The 17,209-nt window shown below is 74.7% G+C and carries 14 protein-coding genes and 1 pseudogene; 4 read left to right on the top strand and 11 right to left on the bottom strand.

All coding sequences use genetic code 11. The annotated features are described in order from the left end of the window. Window positions 1-95: 95 nt before the first annotated feature. Together ACI78Q_RS08360 and ACI78Q_RS08355 are read right to left on the bottom strand one after the other, a co-directional pair. Window positions 96-875, bottom strand: a complete 780-nt coding sequence (locus ACI78Q_RS08360) for a TIM barrel protein (protein WP_456922874.1) — start codon at window positions 873-875, stop codon at window positions 96-98. Next, a complete protein-coding gene (locus tag ACI78Q_RS08355) occupies window positions 872-1,891 on the bottom strand; it encodes a Gfo/Idh/MocA family oxidoreductase (protein ID WP_456922873.1) in 1,020 nt (339 codons plus the stop codon). Before ACI78Q_RS08355 ends, ACI78Q_RS08360 begins: the two co-directional genes overlap by 4 nt. 114 nt (window positions 1,892-2,005) lie before the next feature. On the opposite strand from ACI78Q_RS08355, the gene ACI78Q_RS08350 reads away from it, so the two are divergent. Continuing rightward, the gene (locus tag ACI78Q_RS08350) at window positions 2,006-3,007 is read left to right on the top strand and encodes a LacI family DNA-binding transcriptional regulator (protein WP_456922872.1); all 1,002 of its coding nucleotides are present in this window, start codon (window positions 2,006-2,008) and stop codon (window positions 3,005-3,007) included. A gap of 12 nt (window positions 3,008-3,019) precedes the next feature. Here the strand turns inward: ACI78Q_RS08350 and ACI78Q_RS08345 are convergent. The 6 genes and pseudogenes from ACI78Q_RS08345 to ACI78Q_RS08320 all read right to left on the bottom strand — a co-directional run. Continuing rightward, a pseudogene (locus tag ACI78Q_RS08345) lies at window positions 3,020-4,240 on the bottom strand (cytochrome P450); the annotation flags it as partial. Between the two features lie 32 nt (window positions 4,241-4,272). Further along, window positions 4,273-6,525, bottom strand: coding sequence for a cytochrome P450 (locus tag ACI78Q_RS08340; RefSeq protein ID WP_456922878.1), 2,253 nt, complete (start codon window positions 6,523-6,525; stop codon window positions 4,273-4,275). A 111-nt stretch (window positions 6,526-6,636) separates the two neighbouring features. After that, complete coding sequence (locus tag ACI78Q_RS08335; RefSeq protein WP_456922871.1) at window positions 6,637-7,653, bottom strand: LacI family DNA-binding transcriptional regulator; 1,017 nt, start codon at window positions 7,651-7,653, stop codon at window positions 6,637-6,639. 235 nt (window positions 7,654-7,888) lie between these two features. Further along, complete coding sequence (locus ACI78Q_RS08330; protein ID WP_456922870.1) at window positions 7,889-8,902, bottom strand: Gfo/Idh/MocA family protein; 1,014 nt, start codon at window positions 8,900-8,902, stop codon at window positions 7,889-7,891. 40 nt (window positions 8,903-8,942) lie between these two features. Further along, on the bottom strand, window positions 8,943-9,956 hold the full coding sequence (locus tag ACI78Q_RS08325) for a Gfo/Idh/MocA family protein (RefSeq protein WP_456922869.1): 1,014 nt from the start codon (window positions 9,954-9,956) through the stop codon (window positions 8,943-8,945). Between the two features lie 107 nt (window positions 9,957-10,063). Further along, a complete protein-coding gene (locus ACI78Q_RS08320) occupies window positions 10,064-11,113 on the bottom strand; it encodes a LacI family DNA-binding transcriptional regulator (RefSeq protein WP_456922868.1) in 1,050 nt (349 codons plus the stop codon). A gap of 99 nt (window positions 11,114-11,212) precedes the next feature. Here ACI78Q_RS08320 and ACI78Q_RS08315 point away from each other — a divergent pair, with 99 nt between their 5' ends. Further along, window positions 11,213-12,397 (top strand): phytanoyl-CoA dioxygenase family protein, encoded by a 1,185-nt coding sequence (locus ACI78Q_RS08315; RefSeq protein WP_456922867.1) that lies wholly within the window; start codon window positions 11,213-11,215, stop codon window positions 12,395-12,397. 2 nt (window positions 12,398-12,399) lie between these two features. Beyond that, window positions 12,400-13,254: a sugar phosphate isomerase/epimerase family protein gene (locus ACI78Q_RS08310; RefSeq protein ID WP_456922866.1), complete on the top strand. Its 855-nt coding sequence runs from the start codon at window positions 12,400-12,402 to the stop codon at window positions 13,252-13,254. A 63-nt stretch (window positions 13,255-13,317) separates the two neighbouring features. Here ACI78Q_RS08310 and ACI78Q_RS08305 read toward each other — a convergent pair whose 3' ends face one another. The 3 genes from ACI78Q_RS08305 to ACI78Q_RS08295 all read right to left on the bottom strand — a co-directional run bounded on the left by ACI78Q_RS08305 (window position 13,318) and on the right by ACI78Q_RS08295 (window position 16,241). Beyond that, window positions 13,318-14,133 carry an ATP-binding cassette domain-containing protein gene (locus ACI78Q_RS08305; RefSeq protein WP_456922865.1) on the bottom strand — a complete coding sequence of 272 codons (816 nt, stop codon included), beginning with the start codon at window positions 14,131-14,133 and terminating at the stop codon, window positions 13,318-13,320. 4 nt (window positions 14,134-14,137) lie between these two features. Then, window positions 14,138-15,199, bottom strand: a complete 1,062-nt coding sequence (locus ACI78Q_RS08300; RefSeq protein WP_456922864.1) for an ABC transporter permease — start codon at window positions 15,197-15,199, stop codon at window positions 14,138-14,140. A gap of 64 nt (window positions 15,200-15,263) precedes the next feature. Then, a complete protein-coding gene (locus ACI78Q_RS08295; protein ID WP_456922863.1) occupies window positions 15,264-16,241 on the bottom strand; it encodes a substrate-binding domain-containing protein in 978 nt (325 codons plus the stop codon). 278 nt (window positions 16,242-16,519) lie between these two features. On the opposite strand from ACI78Q_RS08295, the gene ACI78Q_RS08290 reads away from it, so the two are divergent. Beyond that, window positions 16,520-17,191 carry an alpha/beta fold hydrolase gene (locus tag ACI78Q_RS08290; protein WP_456922862.1) on the top strand — a complete coding sequence of 224 codons (672 nt, stop codon included), beginning with the start codon at window positions 16,520-16,522 and terminating at the stop codon, window positions 17,189-17,191. The last annotated feature ends 18 nt before the right edge of the window (window positions 17,192-17,209 follow it).

Below are 17,209 nucleotides of genomic sequence, written 5' to 3'. Positions count from 1 at the left end.
GTGCGGGGCAGAGCACGAGCATCCCGTGAGGGCCAGCGCCGGGCAGGACGTCGTGCCCTGCCCACGGTGGTGGGCAGGGCACGGGCGCGCGCGGGTCAGCGGGTGTAGGCGGCGCGGAACCGGTCCAGGGCCACGGCCGGGTCGCCCGACGCCCAGCCCTCCAGGGCGACGACGCCGGTGTAGCCGAGCCGGTCGAGGACGGCGGCGATCGCCGGGTGGTGGATCTCCCCCGTGCCCGGCTCGCACCGGCCCGGGACGTCGGCCACCTGGATCTCGCCCACCAGCGGCAGCGCCCGCTCCACCAGCTGCACGAGGTTCCCCTCGCCGATCTGCGCGTGGTAGAGGTCGAGGTTGAGCCGCAGGTGCGGGCTGCCCACCGCCTCCACCAGCGCGATCGTGTCGGCGGCGCGGGCGAACGGCGTGCCCGGGTGGTCGACGGCGGTGTTGAGGTTCTCCAGGGTGAACACCCGCCCGGCCCGCTCCCCCAGCGCCGCCAGCCGCTCCAGGGTGCGGGCGGCGGTGAGCCACATCGCCGGGGTCACGACCTCGCTCGGCACCACCGGCAGCCCGCGGCCGTCCAGCCCGGTGCCGTGCACGTTCAGCCGCGGGCAGTCCAGCCGCTCGGCGACGGTCAGGGACTGCTCGGCCGTCTTCAGCAGCTCCTCCGCGCCGTCGGCGTCGGCCAGGGTGCCGGTGACGTAACCGGTCATCGACGAGAACGTCGCCCCGGTGGCGGCCAGCTCGTCGACGTCCTGGACCGTCCAGTCCCAGATCTCGACCTCGCAGCCGGCGTCGGCGATGCGCCGCACCCGCTCGGCGAACGGCAGGTCGAGGAAGAGCATCTCGGCCGACGCGGCCAGCCGGTAGGCGGTCACTTCTCGACCTCGTCGATGCGGACCGGGCGGCCGGCGCGGACCGACTCCGCCGCGGCGAGGGCGATCGCCAGGGCCGCCCGGGCGTCCTCGCCGGTCACGGGGGCCGGCGTGCCGGTGCGGACGGCGTCGACGAACGCGGCCAGCTCGCCGGTGTAGCCCTCGGGGAAGAGCTCCTGGTCGCTGCGCACGGTCTCGACCAGCCGGCCGGCGGAGCCGGAGAAGACCATCCCGGTGCGGCGGCCGTCGCCCATCGTGGCCAGGCCGCCGGAGCCGAGCACCTCCCCGCGGACGTCGTAGCCGTAGGCGGCCTCGAAGCAGGCCTCGGCGACCGCCATGGCGCCGTTGTCGAAGCGGACGTGCACGACGGCGGTGTCCAGCAGCCCGCGGTCCCGCCACGACGGCTCCACCAGCGCGTCGGCGGTGGCGTACACCTCGACGGCCTCGGCGCCGGGGTTGAGGAAGCGCAGCGTGTCGAAGTCGTGGATCAGCGTCTCCAGGAAGATCGTGTCCGGCAGCACCCGCGAGGGGTCGAAGCCGCCCGGGTCGCGGGTCAGCGAGCGCAGCTGCCGCGGCGTGCCGAGCGTGCCGGCGTCGAGCAGCGCGCGGGCGGCCCGCCAGTCCGCGGCGAACCGCCGGTTGAACCCCACCTGCAGGACGACGCCCGCGGCGCGCGCGGCGTCGATCGCCCGGTCGGCGTCGGGCAGCGTGACCGCCATCGGCTTCTCGCAGAACACGTGCCGGTCCGCGGCGGTGGCGGCCACGACCAGGTCGGCGTGCGACCGCGCGGGGGCGGCGATCACCACGGCGTCGACCTCCGGGTCCGCCCAGACCTGCGCCAGGTCGGTGTACGCCCGTCCCGCGCCCAGCGCCCCGGTCAGCCGCTCCGCCGCCCCGGGTGCGGGGTCGGCCACCGCGACCAGCCGCGCCCGCGGCAGGCGCAGGGCCACCGTCTGCGCGTGGAAGGCGCCCATGCGTCCCGATCCGATCAGGGCCACGCCCACGGTCTCGCCAGCCATCCCGGACTCCCTCGGCTAGAACGTTCTAGGTCCTTGCCAGCGTGGCCCCCGTCACTCTCCCTCGTCAAGGGGATCGCGCTAGAACGTTCTAGCTGTCAGGGCTACGCTCGCCGGGTGTCCTCCACGGGCCCCGACCGGCGGCCGACCCTCGCCGACGTCGCTGCCCGCGCCGGGGTCTCCACCGCCCTGGTCTCGATCGTCATGCGCGACGCCCCGGGGGCCAGCACCGCGACCCGGGAGCGGGTGCGGCGCGCCGCCGAGGAGATCGGCTACCGGCCCGACAGCCGCGCCCGCCTGCTGCGCAGCTCCCGCAGCCGGCTGATCGGCGTCGTCTTCGGGGTGCAGCACGCCTTCCACGGCGACCTGCTGACCGGGCTCTACGCCGCCGCCGAGCGGGCCGGGTACGAGCTGGCCCTCAGCGCCGTGACGCCGGGCCGCGGCGAGCAGCGGGCGGTCGAGGGACTGCTGCGCGACCGCTGCGAGGCGCTGGTCCTGCTCGGCCCCTCCTCGCCCAGCGCACAGCTCGCCGGTCTCGCCGAGCGCCTGCCGGTCGTGGTGGTCGCGCGCTCGGTGCGGTCGGCCGCGGTCGACGTCGTCCGGACCGCGGACGACGAGGGCGCGCGGCTGGCGGTCGACCACCTGGTGGCCCTCGGCCACCGCGAGGTGGTGCACGTCGACGGCGGGCGCGCCCCGGGCGCGGCCGAGCGGCGCCGGGGGTACCGCGAGGCGGCGCGCCGGCACGGCCTCGAGCCGCGGATCGTGCCCGGCGGGCTCACCGAGGAGGACGGCGCGGCCGCCGCGCGCACGCTGCTGGCCGGCCCCCTCCCGGGAGCCGTCGCGGCCTTCAACGACCGCTGCGCGCTGGGCCTGCTCGACGTCCTGCGCCGGGCGGGGCGCACGGTGCCCGGGGACGTGAGCGTCGTGGGCTACGACGACAGCCGGATCGCCCGGCTCTCCTCGGTCGACCTCACCTCCGTCGCCCAGGACGTCGGGCGGCTGAGCACGCTGGCCGTGCAGCGGGCCCTCGACCGGCTCGACGGCGTCCCCGTCGAGCAGCGCGAGCTCGTGGTGCCGCCGCGGCTGGTCGTCCGGAGCACCACCGCCCCGCCCCGCTGACGCCCCCGCTCACCCCGGGACGGCGAAGGACAGCGGCAGGGAGTCCCACACGTACATGTTCGGCGTGGTCCGGTAGCGGACCGGCGGCCCGGCGAGCGTGTAGTCGCCCAGCACCGGCAGCGCCTCCTCCAGGGCCACCCTCGCCTCGAGCCGGGCCAGCGGCGCACCGAGGCAGCCGTGCCGGCCCTCGCCGAAGCCGAGGTGCCGCACCCTGCCGCGGGTGACGTCGAACCGGTCCGGGTCGGCGTACTGGCGCGGATCGCGGTTGGCCGCGCCGTAGACGAGCACCACCCGCCCGCCCGCGGGGATGGTCACGCCGTGCAGGGTGACCTCGCGGGACGTGGTGCGCCCGACCAGCTGCAGCGGGCTGGAGTGGCGGATCGCCTCCTCCACCGCGGTCGGGATCAGCGAGGGGTCCTGCCGCAGCAGCGTGCGCTGGTCGGGGTTCTCGGCCAGCAGCTTGAACAGCGTGCCGGTCAGCCCCGCCGTGGACTCCACCCCGCCCAGGAAGAGCACCATCATCAGGCCGAGGATCTCCGAGGCCGGCGTCAGGTGCTCGTCGGCGAAGGGCACCCCGTCGATCTCGGCCTGGACCAGCGCGGTGACGACGTCCTCGCGCGGGGCGCGCCGGCGGTCCTCCAGCAGGGCGATGAAGTAGTCCCGGATGCCCTCGGTGGCGGCCCTGGCGACCGGGGTGAGGCTGGGGTCGCCCGGACGGCGGTCCTTGAGCTCGTGCACCCAGCGGTCGAGCTGGGCCCGGCCCTCCTCCCGGGCGCTGGGCAGGCCCAGCACGGTGAAGAAGACCTCGTTGGGCATGGGCCAGGCCAGCTCCCGGGCGAGGTCGACGTGCCCGCGGTCGCGCCAGGTGTCGACCAGGCCGCGGACGACGTCCCGGATGGCGTCCTCCTTGGCGGCGATGCGCCGTGGCAGGAAGTGCGGCTGCACCACGCGGCGGACCGGGTCGTGCCGCGGGTTGTCGACGTCGGGCAGGAAGCCCGGCCCGCTCTGGTCCTTGGCGGTGTCGTCGATGTCGATGCCCTCGTAGCTGAGGAACGTGTCCGGGTCGGTCGCGGCCGCGCGGACGTCCTCGTACCGGGACAGCGCCCACCATCCCCACTTCTCGCTGTGGAAGACCGGCGCCTCCTCCTGCATCCACCGGTACACGGGATAGGGGTCGGCCTGGAACTCCGGGCTGAAGGGGTCGTACTCCATCGCGGTGCGGGCGGGGGTCATGGCGGTCTCCTCGGTCGGGTGAGGGGTGCTCTTCAGAGATCGAGGACCAGGCGCGGCGTCGTCGACCGGGAGACGCAGATCATCATGCAGTCGTCGGCCGCCCGCTCCTCGCTGCTCAGCACCGAGTCGCGGTGGTCGGGGACGCCGTCGAGGACGGTGGTCTCGCAGGTGCCGCAGGTGCCCTCGGCGCACGAGGAGAGGACGCCCACACCGGCCGCCTCCACCACGTCGAGGATCGAGCGGTCCGGCGCCACCGGCAGGGTGAGCTCGCTCCGGGCGAGGACGACCTCGAAGGTGTCCGACCGCACCGGCTCGGTCAGCGGCCTGGCCGTGAACCGCTCGACGTGCAGCGACCCGGCCGGCCACGCCGCGCAGCGCTGCTCGACCGCCGCGAGCAGCGGCTCCGGGCCGCAGCAGTAGACCCGCGTGTCGGGGCGCGGCTCGCGCAGCAGCGTGTCGAGGTCGAGCAGGCCGACCTCGTCCTGCGGGCAGACCGTCACCCGGCCGCCGTACCGCGCCAGCTCGCCGAGGAAGGCCATCGACGCCCGCCGGCGCCCGCCGTAGACCAGCTCCCAGTCGGCGCCGGCGGCCTCCGCGGCGCGGATCATCGGCAGGATCGGCGTGATGCCGATGCCGCCGGCGACGAACAGGTAGCGGGGTGAGTCGACGAGCGGGAAGTTGTTCCGCGGCCCGCGCACCCGGACGGTGTCGCCCTCCTGCAGGCGGTCGTGCACGAACAGCGAGCTGCCGCGGCCGGCCGGGTCGCGCAGGATGCCCAGCCGGTACTGGGAGCGGTCGGCGGGGTCGCCGCACAGCGAGTACTGCCGGGTGGGCGCCCCGTCGAGGACGAGGTCGACGTGGGCGCCGGGCTCCCAGCGCGGGAGCGGGGCGTCGCCGGCCTCCCGCAGCGCCAGCGTGACGACGCCGTCGGCGGCCTGCCGCTTGGCGACCACGCGCGCGGACACCTCGAACTCGGAGGTGGCGAGGGTGACCGAGGTCGTCCGGTGGTGCACCTCCTCGACGTGCGGGCGGCGCCCGTCGGCACCCCGGGGGCCGAAGGTGACCGGCAGGGACTTCCAGACGTACATGTTCGGCGAGCTCGGGTAGAACCCCGGCGGGCCGGCCGGCTCGTAGTCGCCCAGCACCGGGAGCGCCTCCTCCAGCGCGATCCGGGCCTCCAGGCGGGCCAGCGGGGCGCCGAGGCAGCCGTGCACGCCCTCCCCGAAGCCCAGGTGCCGGGCCCGGGGCCGGGTGACGTCGAACCGGTCCGGGTCCGGGAACTGGCGCTCGTCGCGGTTGGCCGCGCCCGGGACGAGGACGACCCGGCCGCCGGCGGGGATGGTCACCCCGTGCAGGGTCACCTCGCGCGACGTCGTCCGGGCGGTGAGCTGCAGGGGCGTGATGAGGCGGAGGGCCTCCTCGACGGCGTTCGGGATCAGCGAGGGGTCCTGCTGCAGCAGCGCGCGCTGGTCGGGGTTCTCGGCCAGCAGCTTGAACAGCGTGCCGGTCAGTCCGGCGGTGGACTCCACCCCGCCCAGGAACAGGATCATCATCAGGCCGCTGACCTCGGAGTCCGGCGTGACCCGGTCCTCCACGAACGGCACTCCGTCGATGTCGGCCTGCACGAACCGGGTGACCAGGTCGTCGCGCGCGCTGCGGCGGCGGTCGTCGAGCAGGTCGATGAAGAACTGCTGGACGCCGGCCGTGGCCGCCCGCGCGACCGGGGTCAGGTGCGGCGTGCCGGGCACCCGGTCCTTGAGCTCGTGGGTCCAGTGCTCCAGCTGCTCCCGCCGCGTCCGCTCCACCGGGTCCGGCGCGTGCCGGCTCGGCAGCCCCATCAGGTGGAAGAACACGTCGAACGGCATCGGCCAGGCCAGCTCCTGGGCGAGGTCCACGGCGCCGCGGTCCCGCCACGAGGCGACCAGCTCGCGCACCACCGCGCGGATGCCGTCCTCCAGCTCGGCGATCCGGCGCGGCAGGAAGTACGGCTGCACGACCGAGCGGACCTGGTCGTGCCGGGGGTTGTCCATGCTGCCGATCGACCCCGGCGGCACCTGCTCCAGGCGGCTGTCGTCGATGTCCATGCCCTCGTAGCTGAGGAAGGTCTCCGCGTCGAGCGCGGCGGCGCGCACGTCCTCGAAGCGGGTAAGGGCGTACCAGCCCCACCGCTCGCTCCAGTAGACCGGCGCCTCGTCCCGCATGCGCCGGTACACCGCGAACGGGTCGGACGTGTAGAAGTCGGGGGCGAACGGGTCGTAGTCGAGCTCGGTGGCGAGGCTGGCCATGGCGGTCTCCGCGGGCGCGTGGGCGGCGAGGGCGTCGGGATCGACGCGCGGGGCTTTGAAGCGCTTCAAACGCCAGCGTGGGGGGTGACCGGTGTCACCGTCAAGACTTTGTCAGGACGAAGTCGGCGGCCCCGTCGTCCCCCGGACGACGAGGTGCGGCGGGACGACGACCTCGCGCCGGTCGGTGCGGCCGCCGTCGAGCCGCTCGACCACCGCCCCCACCGCGAGCCGGGCCATCTGCGGGGAGTCCTGGCTGACGGTGGTCAGGTCGATGTGCGCCAGCCGGGAGAGCGGGCTGTCGTCGTACCCGACCACGGAGACCTCCCCCGGCACGTCGACACCGGCGCGCAGCAGGGCGTCGAGCAGGCCGACCGCGGAGGCGTCGTTGTAGGTCACCACCGCCGTCGGACGCACGTCGGAGCCGAGCAGCGGCGCCGCCGCGCGGCCGCCGGCCCCCTCGCCGGCGTCCCCGCCCACGACCCGTACGTGCTCCCCGAGGCCCCGGCGGCGCATCGCCCGCTCGTAGCCCCGCCGCCGGGCGGCGGCGATCGGCCCGCGGCCGCCGTCGACGTGGGCGATGCGCCGGTGCCCCAGGTCGGCCAGGTGCTCCACGGCCTGCGCCACGCCGTCGTCGTCGGCGGCGCGGACGACGTCGACGCCCTCGGCCGACACCGGCCGGCCGACGGCGACCACCGGCAGCTGCCGGGCCAGCGCGCTCAGCCGGGCGGCGGGCGCGTCCGGCCCCAGCAGCAGCAGCGCCTCGCACCGCGAGTCCAGCAGCGTCTCGACCGCCCGGCGCTCGTCGCGGGTCCGGGTGACCGTGCTGAGCACGAGGTCGTAGCCGTGCGCCTCGGCGGCCTCGTGGACGTCCTCGACCAGCTGGGCGTGGAAGGTGCTCCGGACGTCCATGGCGATCCCGATCAACCCGCTGCGCCGGCGGGCCAGCAGGCTCGCCGCCCGGTCCGGGCGGTACCCCAGGCGGCCCGCCGCGCCGAGGACCCGTTCCCGCGTGGCGCCGCTCGGGCCGGGCGCCCCGCGCAGCACGAGGGACGCCGTCGCCGCCGAGACGCCGGCCTCATCGGCGACGTCCTGCAGCCGCGGACGCCGCGCGCGGTTCGAGGCGGTCACGGCCGCCCGCTCCCACGACACCGCGGCGACCTGCTGGTGCGGTCCACGACGCCAGTGAAGCGCTTCAAGGTGCCCCGGCCAATGACCCCGAGGGGGGAGCGTGCCCGGGCCGGCCCCGCCGTGAAGGTGTGGTCAGCGGATTCCCGTCATCGTGATCATGGCGTCGTGACCACCGCTGCGTGCTTCGGAGTGGTCACGACACCATGATCACGAGGACCGCGCCCGGGCGGGCCGCTCATGCCAGGCGCACCTCGTCGATCCGCACCGGCCGGTGCTCGGCCAGCGACCGGGCGCAGGCCTCGGCGATCCAGTCGGCCTCCAGCCCGTCGGCGACCGTGCACGGCGAGGGGCGGTCGCCGGCGACGACCTCGAGGAAGGTCTCGAACTGCGCCCGGAAGGCCGGCTGGAAGCGGTCCATGAAGAAGCGGTGCGGCGGGCCGGCCGGGAACGTGACGCCGGGCTCGGTGGCGCGGATCGGCCACCCGTCGTCGACGCCGGCGGCGACGCTGTCGCGCGAGCCGTGGACCTCCAGCCGCACGTCGTAGCCGCGCGCGTTGTAGCGGGTGTTGGACACGATCCCCAGGGCGCCGCCGGCGAAGGTCACGACGGCCGCGGAGGTGTCGACGTCCCCGTACCGGCGGAAGAAGTCCGCGCCCTGGTTGCTGCCGGTGGCGTAGACCTCGACGGCCTCCTGGCCGGTCACCCACCGGACGGCGTCGAAGTCGTGCACGCCGCAGTCGCGGAAGATGCCACCGGAGACCGCGATGTACTCCGGCGGCGGGGGCTCGGGGTCCAGCGTGGTGGAGCGCACCGTGGTGACCCAGCCGAGCTCGCCGCCGGCGACCGCGGCCCGGGCCGCGGCGATGGCGGCGTCGTAGCGGCGCTGGAACCCGATCTGGACCGGCACGGTGGAGCCCTCCAGCCGGCGCAGCAGCTCCGCGCCGGCCGCGCCGGTCTGCGCGACCGGCTTCTCGCACAGCGTCGGCAGCCCGGCCTCGACGCAGGCGAGGACGAGCTCGGGGTGCGCGTCGGTGCCCGCCGCGATGACCACCCCGTCGACGCCGGAGCCGAGCAGCGCCGCCAGGGAGTCGACGCCCTCGACGCCGTCGGCCCGGTGGCGGTCGACGACCTGCTTGGTCCGGTCGGGCACGAGGTCGGTCACCACGAGGGACTCGACCGCCGGGATGCCGACCAGCGTGCCGGCGTGGAAGGCCCCGATCCTGCCGAGACCGATGAGTCCGATGCGCATGCTGAGCCTCTCGTGTGGGGGGTGGGCCCGGGCCCGGTGGTCAGGCGGGGGCGTAGAGGTCCGGCCGTGGGGGCAGCTCGACCGCGACCCGGGCTCCGGTGTGCAGCGCCTGCAGCGCCGCGTCGGAGACGACCTGCGCGACGAAGCCGTCCCAGGCGCCGGGCCCCTGCGGCGACCGCCCGCCGGCGACGGCGTCGACCCACTCGCGCAGCTCGACGTCGTAGGAGAGGGCGAAGCGTTCGCGCCAGTCGGCCGGCACCAGACCGGCGACGGCGCCCTCGCGGCGGATGGTCACCGGCGCGGGGTCGGCCAGCTCGACGGTGCCGGTCTCCCCCGACACCTCGCAGCGGATCTCGTAGCCGTAGTGGACGTTGACCGACACCTCGACGTCGACCAGCACGCCGTCGGCCATCTCGAACAGCACCAGCAGCGGGTCCTGCAGCTCCCCGCCGCGGCTGCTCCTGCGCGGGGTGAGCACCCGCACGGCGGCGATCTCGGTCCCCAGCAGCCAGCGCAGCTCGTCGATCTCGTGGATCGCGGTGTCGGCGATCGACATGTCACGCGTGTAGTGCGGGGGCACCGAGGCGTTGCGGTGCGCGCAGTGCACCAGCAGCGGCGCGCCGATCGCACCGCCGTCCAGGGCCTGCTTCAGCGCCCGGTGCGCCGGGTCGTACCGCCGGTTGAACCCGACCTGGACCAGCCGGCGCCCGGCGGCGACCTCCGCGTCGACGATGCGCCGGCAGGCGTCCTGGCTGGTGGCCAGCGGCTTCTCGCAGAACACCGGCTTGCCGGCGGCGACGGCCGCGAGCACGTAGGGCTCGTGCGTGGGGCCCCACGAGGTGACGACGACGGCGTCGACGGCGTCGGAGGCGATCAGCTCCTCGCCCGTCGGCAGCGCCTTGGCGTCGGGCAGCTGCCCGGCCACGGTGGCGGCGCGCCCGGCGTCGGCGTCGGCGACGGCCACGACGCGGCTGCCCCCGGGGCCGCCGTCCAGGCGGCGGACGTGCTCCTGGCCGATCATGCCGACCCCGATGACCCCGACGTCCAGCGTCACGACGCCTCCTCGACTCCGTGTCCGGCCGGCCGGTGCCGGCCGTGCCGGGGTCAAGGCTGTGGCCGCCGCCACGACCCCGTCAACGACGCGGAGCCCTCGAGTTCCCCTCAGCGGGCCGGCGCGGACAGCACCTCGACGGGGATGTTGTGCGGCGTGACCACCGAGACGCCGGAGTGCCAGGAGCGGGGCGCGCCGGGCAGCGCGCCGTGGGCCTGCATCACCACGTGGCAGGCGCGGCGCAGGTCGAGGGCCAGGTCGTGGTGCAGCACCGCCGACAGCCGGCCGGCCTGCAGCAGCGCGAGGTTCTCGGCGTCCAGGTCGTGGGCGACGAAGGCGCGGCAGCCGCGCCCGGCGTCGGCGAAGGCCGCGACCGTCGCGGCGTTGCCGCCGGTGGCGTACAGCGAGTAGACGGCGGCGATGCCGGGGTCGGCGGCGAGCGCGTCGCCGACCAGCCCGCGCAGCACCGCGTCGTCCCCGCTCGCGTCGACCAGGTCGACCTGCCGGCGGCCGGGGCGAAGCTGCCGCAGCGTCGCGCGGAAGCCCATCTCGCGCTCGTCCTCGCCGCGGAAGGTGCCGGTGCCCCGGGTCACCAGCACCGCGCCGTCGTCGTCGCCGAGCCACTGGTCGAGCAGGTAGGCGGCCGTGGCCCCGGCGGCGCGGTTGTCCAGGCCGACGTAGGCCACGCGGCGGCTGGTCGGCAGGTCCGTCACCAGCGTGACGACCGGGATGCCTCCCTCGGCCAGCCGCTCGACGGCCACCGCGACCAGCGGGGAGTCCGGGGCCTTGAGGACGACGCCCTGCGAGCCGCGCCGCGCGATGCCGTCGAGCGTGGCGACCAGCTCGGCGACCGGCGGGGACTCGGCCAGGTGGAAGCGCGCCCGGAAGGTCGCCGGGCGGACCAGCGGCAGCTGCGACTCCAGCGCGGCTCGGACGGCGGCGGAGAACCGGGCGGGTGCGTCGACGACCACGTCCAGGAAGAAGGTCCGCCCGCTCAGCCGCACCTGCGAGCGCTGCCGGTGCAGGTCGGCGATCGCCCGGTGCACCTCGTCGACCGTGCTCTGCCGGACGCCGCCGCGCCGGTTGAGCACGCGGTCCACGGTGGCCTCGGACAGGCCCGCCTGGCGGGCGATCTCGCGGATGGGGTACGGGTGCGGCACCGGCCCAGTCTGAGGGGGAGATGAGGGAAGGGCGAGGTTGATGCGGGATCACCGACCCGTCAGGCTCGTCTGCAGCCCCCGCTCAGGAAGGACGCTCCCGTGACCGCCTCCCTCACCCGACGCACCCCCGGCTGGTTCACCGCGCAGGACTGCCGCCTGGCGGACTTCCGCGCCGTCGTCGAGACGACCACCGACCCGGCCGAGTACCCCACCGCCGACGAGGTGCGGCAGGACGTCCTCGTCTACGGCGCGCGGCTGCGCGACGCCGTCGCCACCCCCGGGGGACGCCGGGAGGTGCAGGCCGAGCTGGCCCGCGCGCTGGCCGACGGGCCGGGGATCGTCGTCTTCGCCGGCGCCTTCCCCGACACCGGAGTCGTCGACCGCGCCACCGCGGTCTTCGAGGCGCTGATCGCCGAGCAGAAGGCGGCCGGCGTCGTCGGCGGGGACCACTTCGCCACCCCCGGCGCCAACGACCGCGTCTGGGGCGCGCTGGACAAGTTCGCCGTCCGCGAGCCGCGGCTGTTCGCCGAGTACTACGGCAACGACGTCCTCGCGCTGGTCTCCGAGGCGTGGCTGGGCCGTGGCTACCAGGTCACCAGCCAGGTCAACGTGGTCAACCCCGGCGGCAGGGCGCAGGTCGCGCACCGCGACTACCACCTGGGCTTCATGTCCGAGGAGCAGGCGCTGGCCTACCCCGCGCACGTGCACCGGCTCTCCCCCGTCATGACGCTGCAGGGTGCGGTGGCGCACTGCGACATGCCCGTGGAGACCGGCCCCACGATGTACCTGCCGCACTCGCAGAAGTACGCCCCCGGGTACGTCGCCTTCCACCAGCCGCAGTTCACCGCCTACTTCGACGAGCACTTCGTGCAGCTGCCGCTGCGCAAGGGCGACGCCGCCTTCTTCAACCCGGCGCTGTTCCACGGCGCGGGCACCAACCGGTCGGCCGGCGTGCGCCGCATGGCCAACCTGCTGCAGGTCTCCTCCGCCTTCGGCCGCGCGATGGAGACCGTCGACCGGACGGCGATGGTCCGCGCCCTCTACCCGGGCCTGCTCGAGCAGCGGGCCGCCGGCGCCGACGAGCGCGCCCTGCGCAACGCCGTCGCCGCCTCCGCCGAGGGCTACGCCTTCCCCACCAACCTCGACCGCGACCAGCCGATCGGCGGCCTGGCGCCTGAGACCCAGGCGGAGCTCGTGTGGCGCGCCCTGCAGGAGGGCTGGTCGCCGGCGGCACTCGACGCCGAGCTCACCGCCCAGGCCGAGCGGCACGCCGGCGCCCTCTAGCGATGGACGAGCTGCTGGCCACGTGCTGGACGACGGCCGGCGACGCCGCGCCGTCCCGGGCGGACTGGCGCAGCCCGGTGCCCCTGCGGGAGCGGATCGAGGCGGCGGCCGCCGCGGGGTTCACCGGTTTCGGGGTGCTCGCCGTCGACCTGGCCGTCGCCGAGCGGGAGCACGGCTTCCCCGGCATCCGGGCGATCCTGGCCGACAACGGCCTGGTCCACCTGGAGCTGGAGGGCCTCCCCGGCTGGTGCAGCAGCGGGCCCGAGCGGGCGGCGTCGGACGAGCTGCGCGGGTTCCTGCTCAGGGCCGCCGAGGCACTCGGCGCCCGGCACCTCAAGGTCACCCCCGACGCCGGCGACGCGCCGGGGGACGGCGGGCGCCGAGCGGCCGAGTTCGCCCGGCTGGCCGCCCAGGCCGCCGACGCCGGAGCACGCCTGGGCATCGAGTTCCTGCCGTGGACCGACGTCGCGACCGTCCACGACGCGCTGCGACTGGTGGAGGACGCCGCCCACCCCGCCGGCGGGGTCGTCGTCGACGTCTGGCACGTCGAGCGCGCCGGCACGCCGCCGGCCGAGCTCGCGTCGCTCCCGCTGCACCGGATCGTCGGCGTGGAGTTGGACGACGCCGACAGCACGCCGGCGGGGACGCTGTTCGAGGACACCGTGGACCGGCGGCGCTACTGCGGCGAGGGGGACTTCGACCTGCCCGGCGCGATCACCGCGCTGCGCGCCGCCGGGTGGGCCGGTCCGTGGGGGGTCGAGATCCTCTCCGCCGGGCACCGCCGGCTCGACGTCCGCCAGGCCGCCGCGCGCGCCGCGGCCACCGCGCGCGAGCTGGTGGCGGTGCGCCCCGGCTGACGCCCGGGACGACGACGGCGCCCGCCCTCCGGGTGCCGGGAGGGCGGGCGCCGTCGGGTCGGTTCAGCGCTTGAGCTCGTGGCTGAGCTCGGCCAGCTCCTGGCCGCCGGCCATCTCGGTGGTGAGCTCCTCCAGCGTGACCTCCGAGCGCTTCTTGTCCAGCACGCGGCGGCCGAGCTTGAGGATGATGAAGTGGTCGCCCACCAGGTAGGCGTGGTGCGGGTTGTGGGTGATGAAGACGACGCCGAGACCGGCGTCCCGCGCCGCGGCGGTGTACTTCAGCACCACCCCGGACTGCTTGACGCCCAGGGCCGCCGTCGGCTCGTCGAGGATCAGCACGCGGGCCCCGAAGTACACCGCCCGGGCGATGGCGACGCACTGCCGCTGGCCGCCGGAGAGGGTGCCGATGGGCTGGTTGATGTCCTTGACGACGATGCCCATCTTCTGCAGCTCGGCGTCGGCGATCTCGCGCATGGCCGAGATGTCCAGCGGCGCCATGGGGTACTTGCCCTTGCGGATCTCCGACCCGAGGAAGAAGTTCCGCCAGACCTCCATGAGCCCCACGACCGCGAGGTCCTGGTAGACGGTGGCGATGCCGGCGTCCAGGGACTCGCGCGGGGAGCCGAAGCGCCGCTCCTGGCCGTCGACCTTCAGCGTGCCCTCGGTGTGCGGGTGCAGCCCGGAGATGATCTTGATGAGGGTGGACTTGCCGGCGCCGTTGTCCCCCAGCACGCAGGCCACCTCGCCGGCGTTCACCTTGAGGTTGATGCCCTCCAGGGCCCGGATGGCGCCGTAGGCCTTGCCGACGCCCTCCATCTCGACGAGGGGCTCGCCCTTGTGCAGGTCGGGGGCGGCGTGTTCGGCGATGGTGTCTGTCACGTCGTCATCTCCTCTGGGCGGCGTAGTTCTTGATGTACAGGTTGACCATCACGGCGAGCAGCAACATCACGCCGAGGAAGGTGCGGAACCAGTTCGGGTCCCAGCCGGCGTAGACGATCCCCTGGGTGGTCATCCCGAAGATGAAGGCGCCCAGCGCCGAGCCGACGGCGGAGCCGTAGCCGCCGGTGAGCAGCGCACCGCCGACGACCGCGGCGATGATGTAGATGAACTCGTTGCCGATGCCGAGGCCGGCCTGCACGGAGCTGAAGTTGAACAGCAGGTGCATGCCCAGGAACCAGGCCAGGAACGACACGCCCATGAACAGGCCGATCTTGGTCGCGCGGACCGGCACGCCGACCGCGCGGGCGCTGGCCTGGTTGCCGCCGACCGCGGTGATCCAGTTGCCGGTGCGGGTGCGCAGCAGCAGCCAGGTGCCGACGGCCACGAACAGCAGCCACCACAGCACGGTGACCTTGACGGTCATGAACCCCAGCGGGATGTCGGAGGCGAAGACCGCCTTCGCCGCGTCGAAGCCGTCCAGCGCGCTGGCGTTGGGGGTGGCGACCGTCCCGGTGACCAGCTTGGTGACGCCGAGGTTGACGCCCTGGAGGATGAAGAAGGTGCTCAGCGTGATGAGGAAGCTGGGGATCCCCGTTCTCATCACCAGGTAGCCGTTGACGAAGCCGATCGCCAGCGCGATGAGCAGGCTGACGACGACGCCGACCCACATGTTCAGGCTGAACTGGTAGCAGATCATCGCCGACGCCAGCGCCGACGTGGTGACCGTGACACCGGCGGACAGGTCGAACTCGCCACCGATCATCAGCAGTGCCACACCGACCGCGACGATGCCGATCGTGGAGGAGGCGTAGAGGACCGTCGCCAGCGCGGGCAGCGTCCGGAACGGCGGGGCCACGGCGAAGAAGAAGGCGAAGATCACGATCGCCGCCGCCAGCGCGCCGACCTCGGGCCGGCCGAGGACGCGGGACACCAGCGACCGCTGGGTGCGCCCCGGCGGCGTGGTCGGGGGTGCGTTGGACGGCTTCGCCGCCACGGATGAGCTCATGGCTGCTCCAGAGGAGTCGGGACGGGCGGGGGGAGCCGGAAACCCGACTCCCCCCGGGTGGCGATCAGCGGGTGTTGTTCTCCGTGTACGGCAAGATCACGTCGATGTTCGACTCGTCGACGATGGACGGACCGGTGAGGACCGGCTGGCCACCGCCGATGTCGTTGCCGTTGGTGAGGTTCAGCCACAGCGACGTGACGGCCATGTAGCCCTGGACGTAGGGCTGCTGGTCGATCGAGAAGGCGATGTCTCCGTTCTGGATCGCCTGGGCGACGTCCGCGTTCAGGTCGAAGGTGATGACCTGCGCCTGGCTACCGGTGTCCGACTTGGCCTGCTGCGCAGCCTGGGCGACCGGGGCACCGAGGGTGACGATGTGGGTGATCGACGGGTCGGTCTGGAGGCTGGAGCCGATCGTCTGCTGCACCGAGGGAAGGTCGGTCCCCTGCACGTAGAGGACCTCGGTGTTGGGGAAGCCCTCGGCCACGCCGGCACAGCGGGTCTCCAGCGCCACCTGCCCCTGCTCCTGGATCACGCAGAGCGCCTTGCCGCCGCCGTCCTGGCCGATGCGCTCACCGACGGTCCGGCCGGCGAGCTGCTCGTTGGAGCCGAAGTACATCGACACGCCGTAGTCCTGGTAGTTGTTGATCCCGGAGTTGAACGCGACGACCGGAATGCCCTCCGCGGCTGATTGCGCGGCCGGACCGACCTGGTCGGGATAGGCCAGCGTGACGGCGATGCCGTCCACGTCGCTGTCGACCGCGTTCTGGACGAGGGTCGCCTGCTCGCCGGCGTCGGGGTCGTTGGAGTAGTTCAGCGTGATGTTGTGGTTCGCGGCGGCCGCCTCGGCCCCGGCGCGGATCTTGTCCCAGAAGGTGTCCCCGGGCGCCTCGTGCGTGATCATCGCGATGGTGAAGTTCTCGCCCTCCGCAGCGGCCCCACCGCCCTCGTTCTGTGCTCCGCCCTGACTGCTGCACGCGGCCAGCGCCGTGGCGGCGGCGGTCACGACCACCGCCACCTTCAGCGACCTACGGCTGGTCCTCATTCGTGCCTCCTCGTCGGGTTGACCACCGGGCTGGTGGCCGCTGACCTGCTGAGTCCTGGACGTCGGGTGGAGCGCTCAGCCGTGAGGACATCGGGCCCTCTGCCGTCCTCATGTCCGGACATAGTGACATGGGTCAATGTGACACGGCTCACCAAGAGCGTCAAGGCTCCTCCTCGGCACCCGCCTTGCCCAGGCACCCGTGCGTCGCCGGGCCGGGGACGCCGACGGGCAGACTGGCTCGGGTGGAGTAGACCTCGACGACCCCCGGCGCCGTCCTCGTGCACGGCCTCTGGCACGGCGCCTGGTGCTGGGACGCCGTCCGCGCGGCGCTGGCTGCCCAGGGGGTGGACAGCGTCGCGGTCGACCTGCCGCTGACCGACCTCGCCGCCGACACCCGGACGGTGCGCGACGCCCTCGACCGGTTCGGCCGGCCCGCGGTGCTGGTCGGGCACTCCTACGGCGGGGCGGTCATCACCGCCGCGGGCGCGCACCCGCTCGTGCGCGAGCTGGTCTACCTCGCGGCGTTCCAGCTCGACGAGGGCGAGTCGGTCAGCCGGACCCGCGCCGGGCAGGGGCTGCCGGACACGCGGCTGGGCGAGGCGGTGCGGGTGTCCGGTGACGAGGTGGGCCTGGATCCCGAGCTCGGCCCGCGGCTGCTGTTCGCCGACGCGCCGGCCGACGTCGCCGCGGCGGCCGCCGCCCGGCTGCGCCCGGTCGCGCGACCGGTCTTCCGCGGGGTGCCGGAGGTCATCGCCTGGCGGACGGTGCCGTCGACCTTCGTCGTCTGCACCGCCGACGAGGTGGTGCACCCGGAGCTGCAGCGGGTGATGGCGCAGCGGGCCACCCGGACCGTGGAGTGGGCCTCCGGGCACAGCCCCGCCGCGTCCCGGCCCGAGGCGGTCGCCGCCCTCGTCGCCGAGCGCGTCGCGGCCGCGGGACGAGCGGGGTGACAGCGGCACGCCCGGCGA

The organism is Geodermatophilus sp. SYSU D00705, assembly GCF_054050135.1.
This window is presented reverse-complemented; position numbering and strand designations above follow the sequence as displayed.

Coding starts and splice junctions, on each gene's coding strand:
- ACI78Q_RS08355 (WP_456922873.1), bottom strand. CDS start 1,891: ATGGCTGGCGAGACCGTGGGCGTGGCCCTGATCGGATCGGGACGCATG.
- ACI78Q_RS08340 (WP_456922878.1), bottom strand. CDS start 6,525: ATGGCCAGCCTCGCCACCGAGCTCGACTACGACCCGTTCGCCCCCGAC.
- ACI78Q_RS08330 (WP_456922870.1), bottom strand. CDS start 8,902: ATGCGCATCGGACTCATCGGTCTCGGCAGGATCGGGGCCTTCCACGCC.
- ACI78Q_RS08310 (WP_456922866.1), top strand. CDS start 12,400: ATGGACGAGCTGCTGGCCACGTGCTGGACGACGGCCGGCGACGCCGCG.
- ACI78Q_RS08300 (WP_456922864.1), bottom strand. CDS start 15,199: ATGAGCTCATCCGTGGCGGCGAAGCCGTCCAACGCACCCCCGACCACG.
- ACI78Q_RS08295 (WP_456922863.1), bottom strand. CDS start 16,241: ATGAGGACCAGCCGTAGGTCGCTGAAGGTGGCGGTGGTCGTGACCGCC.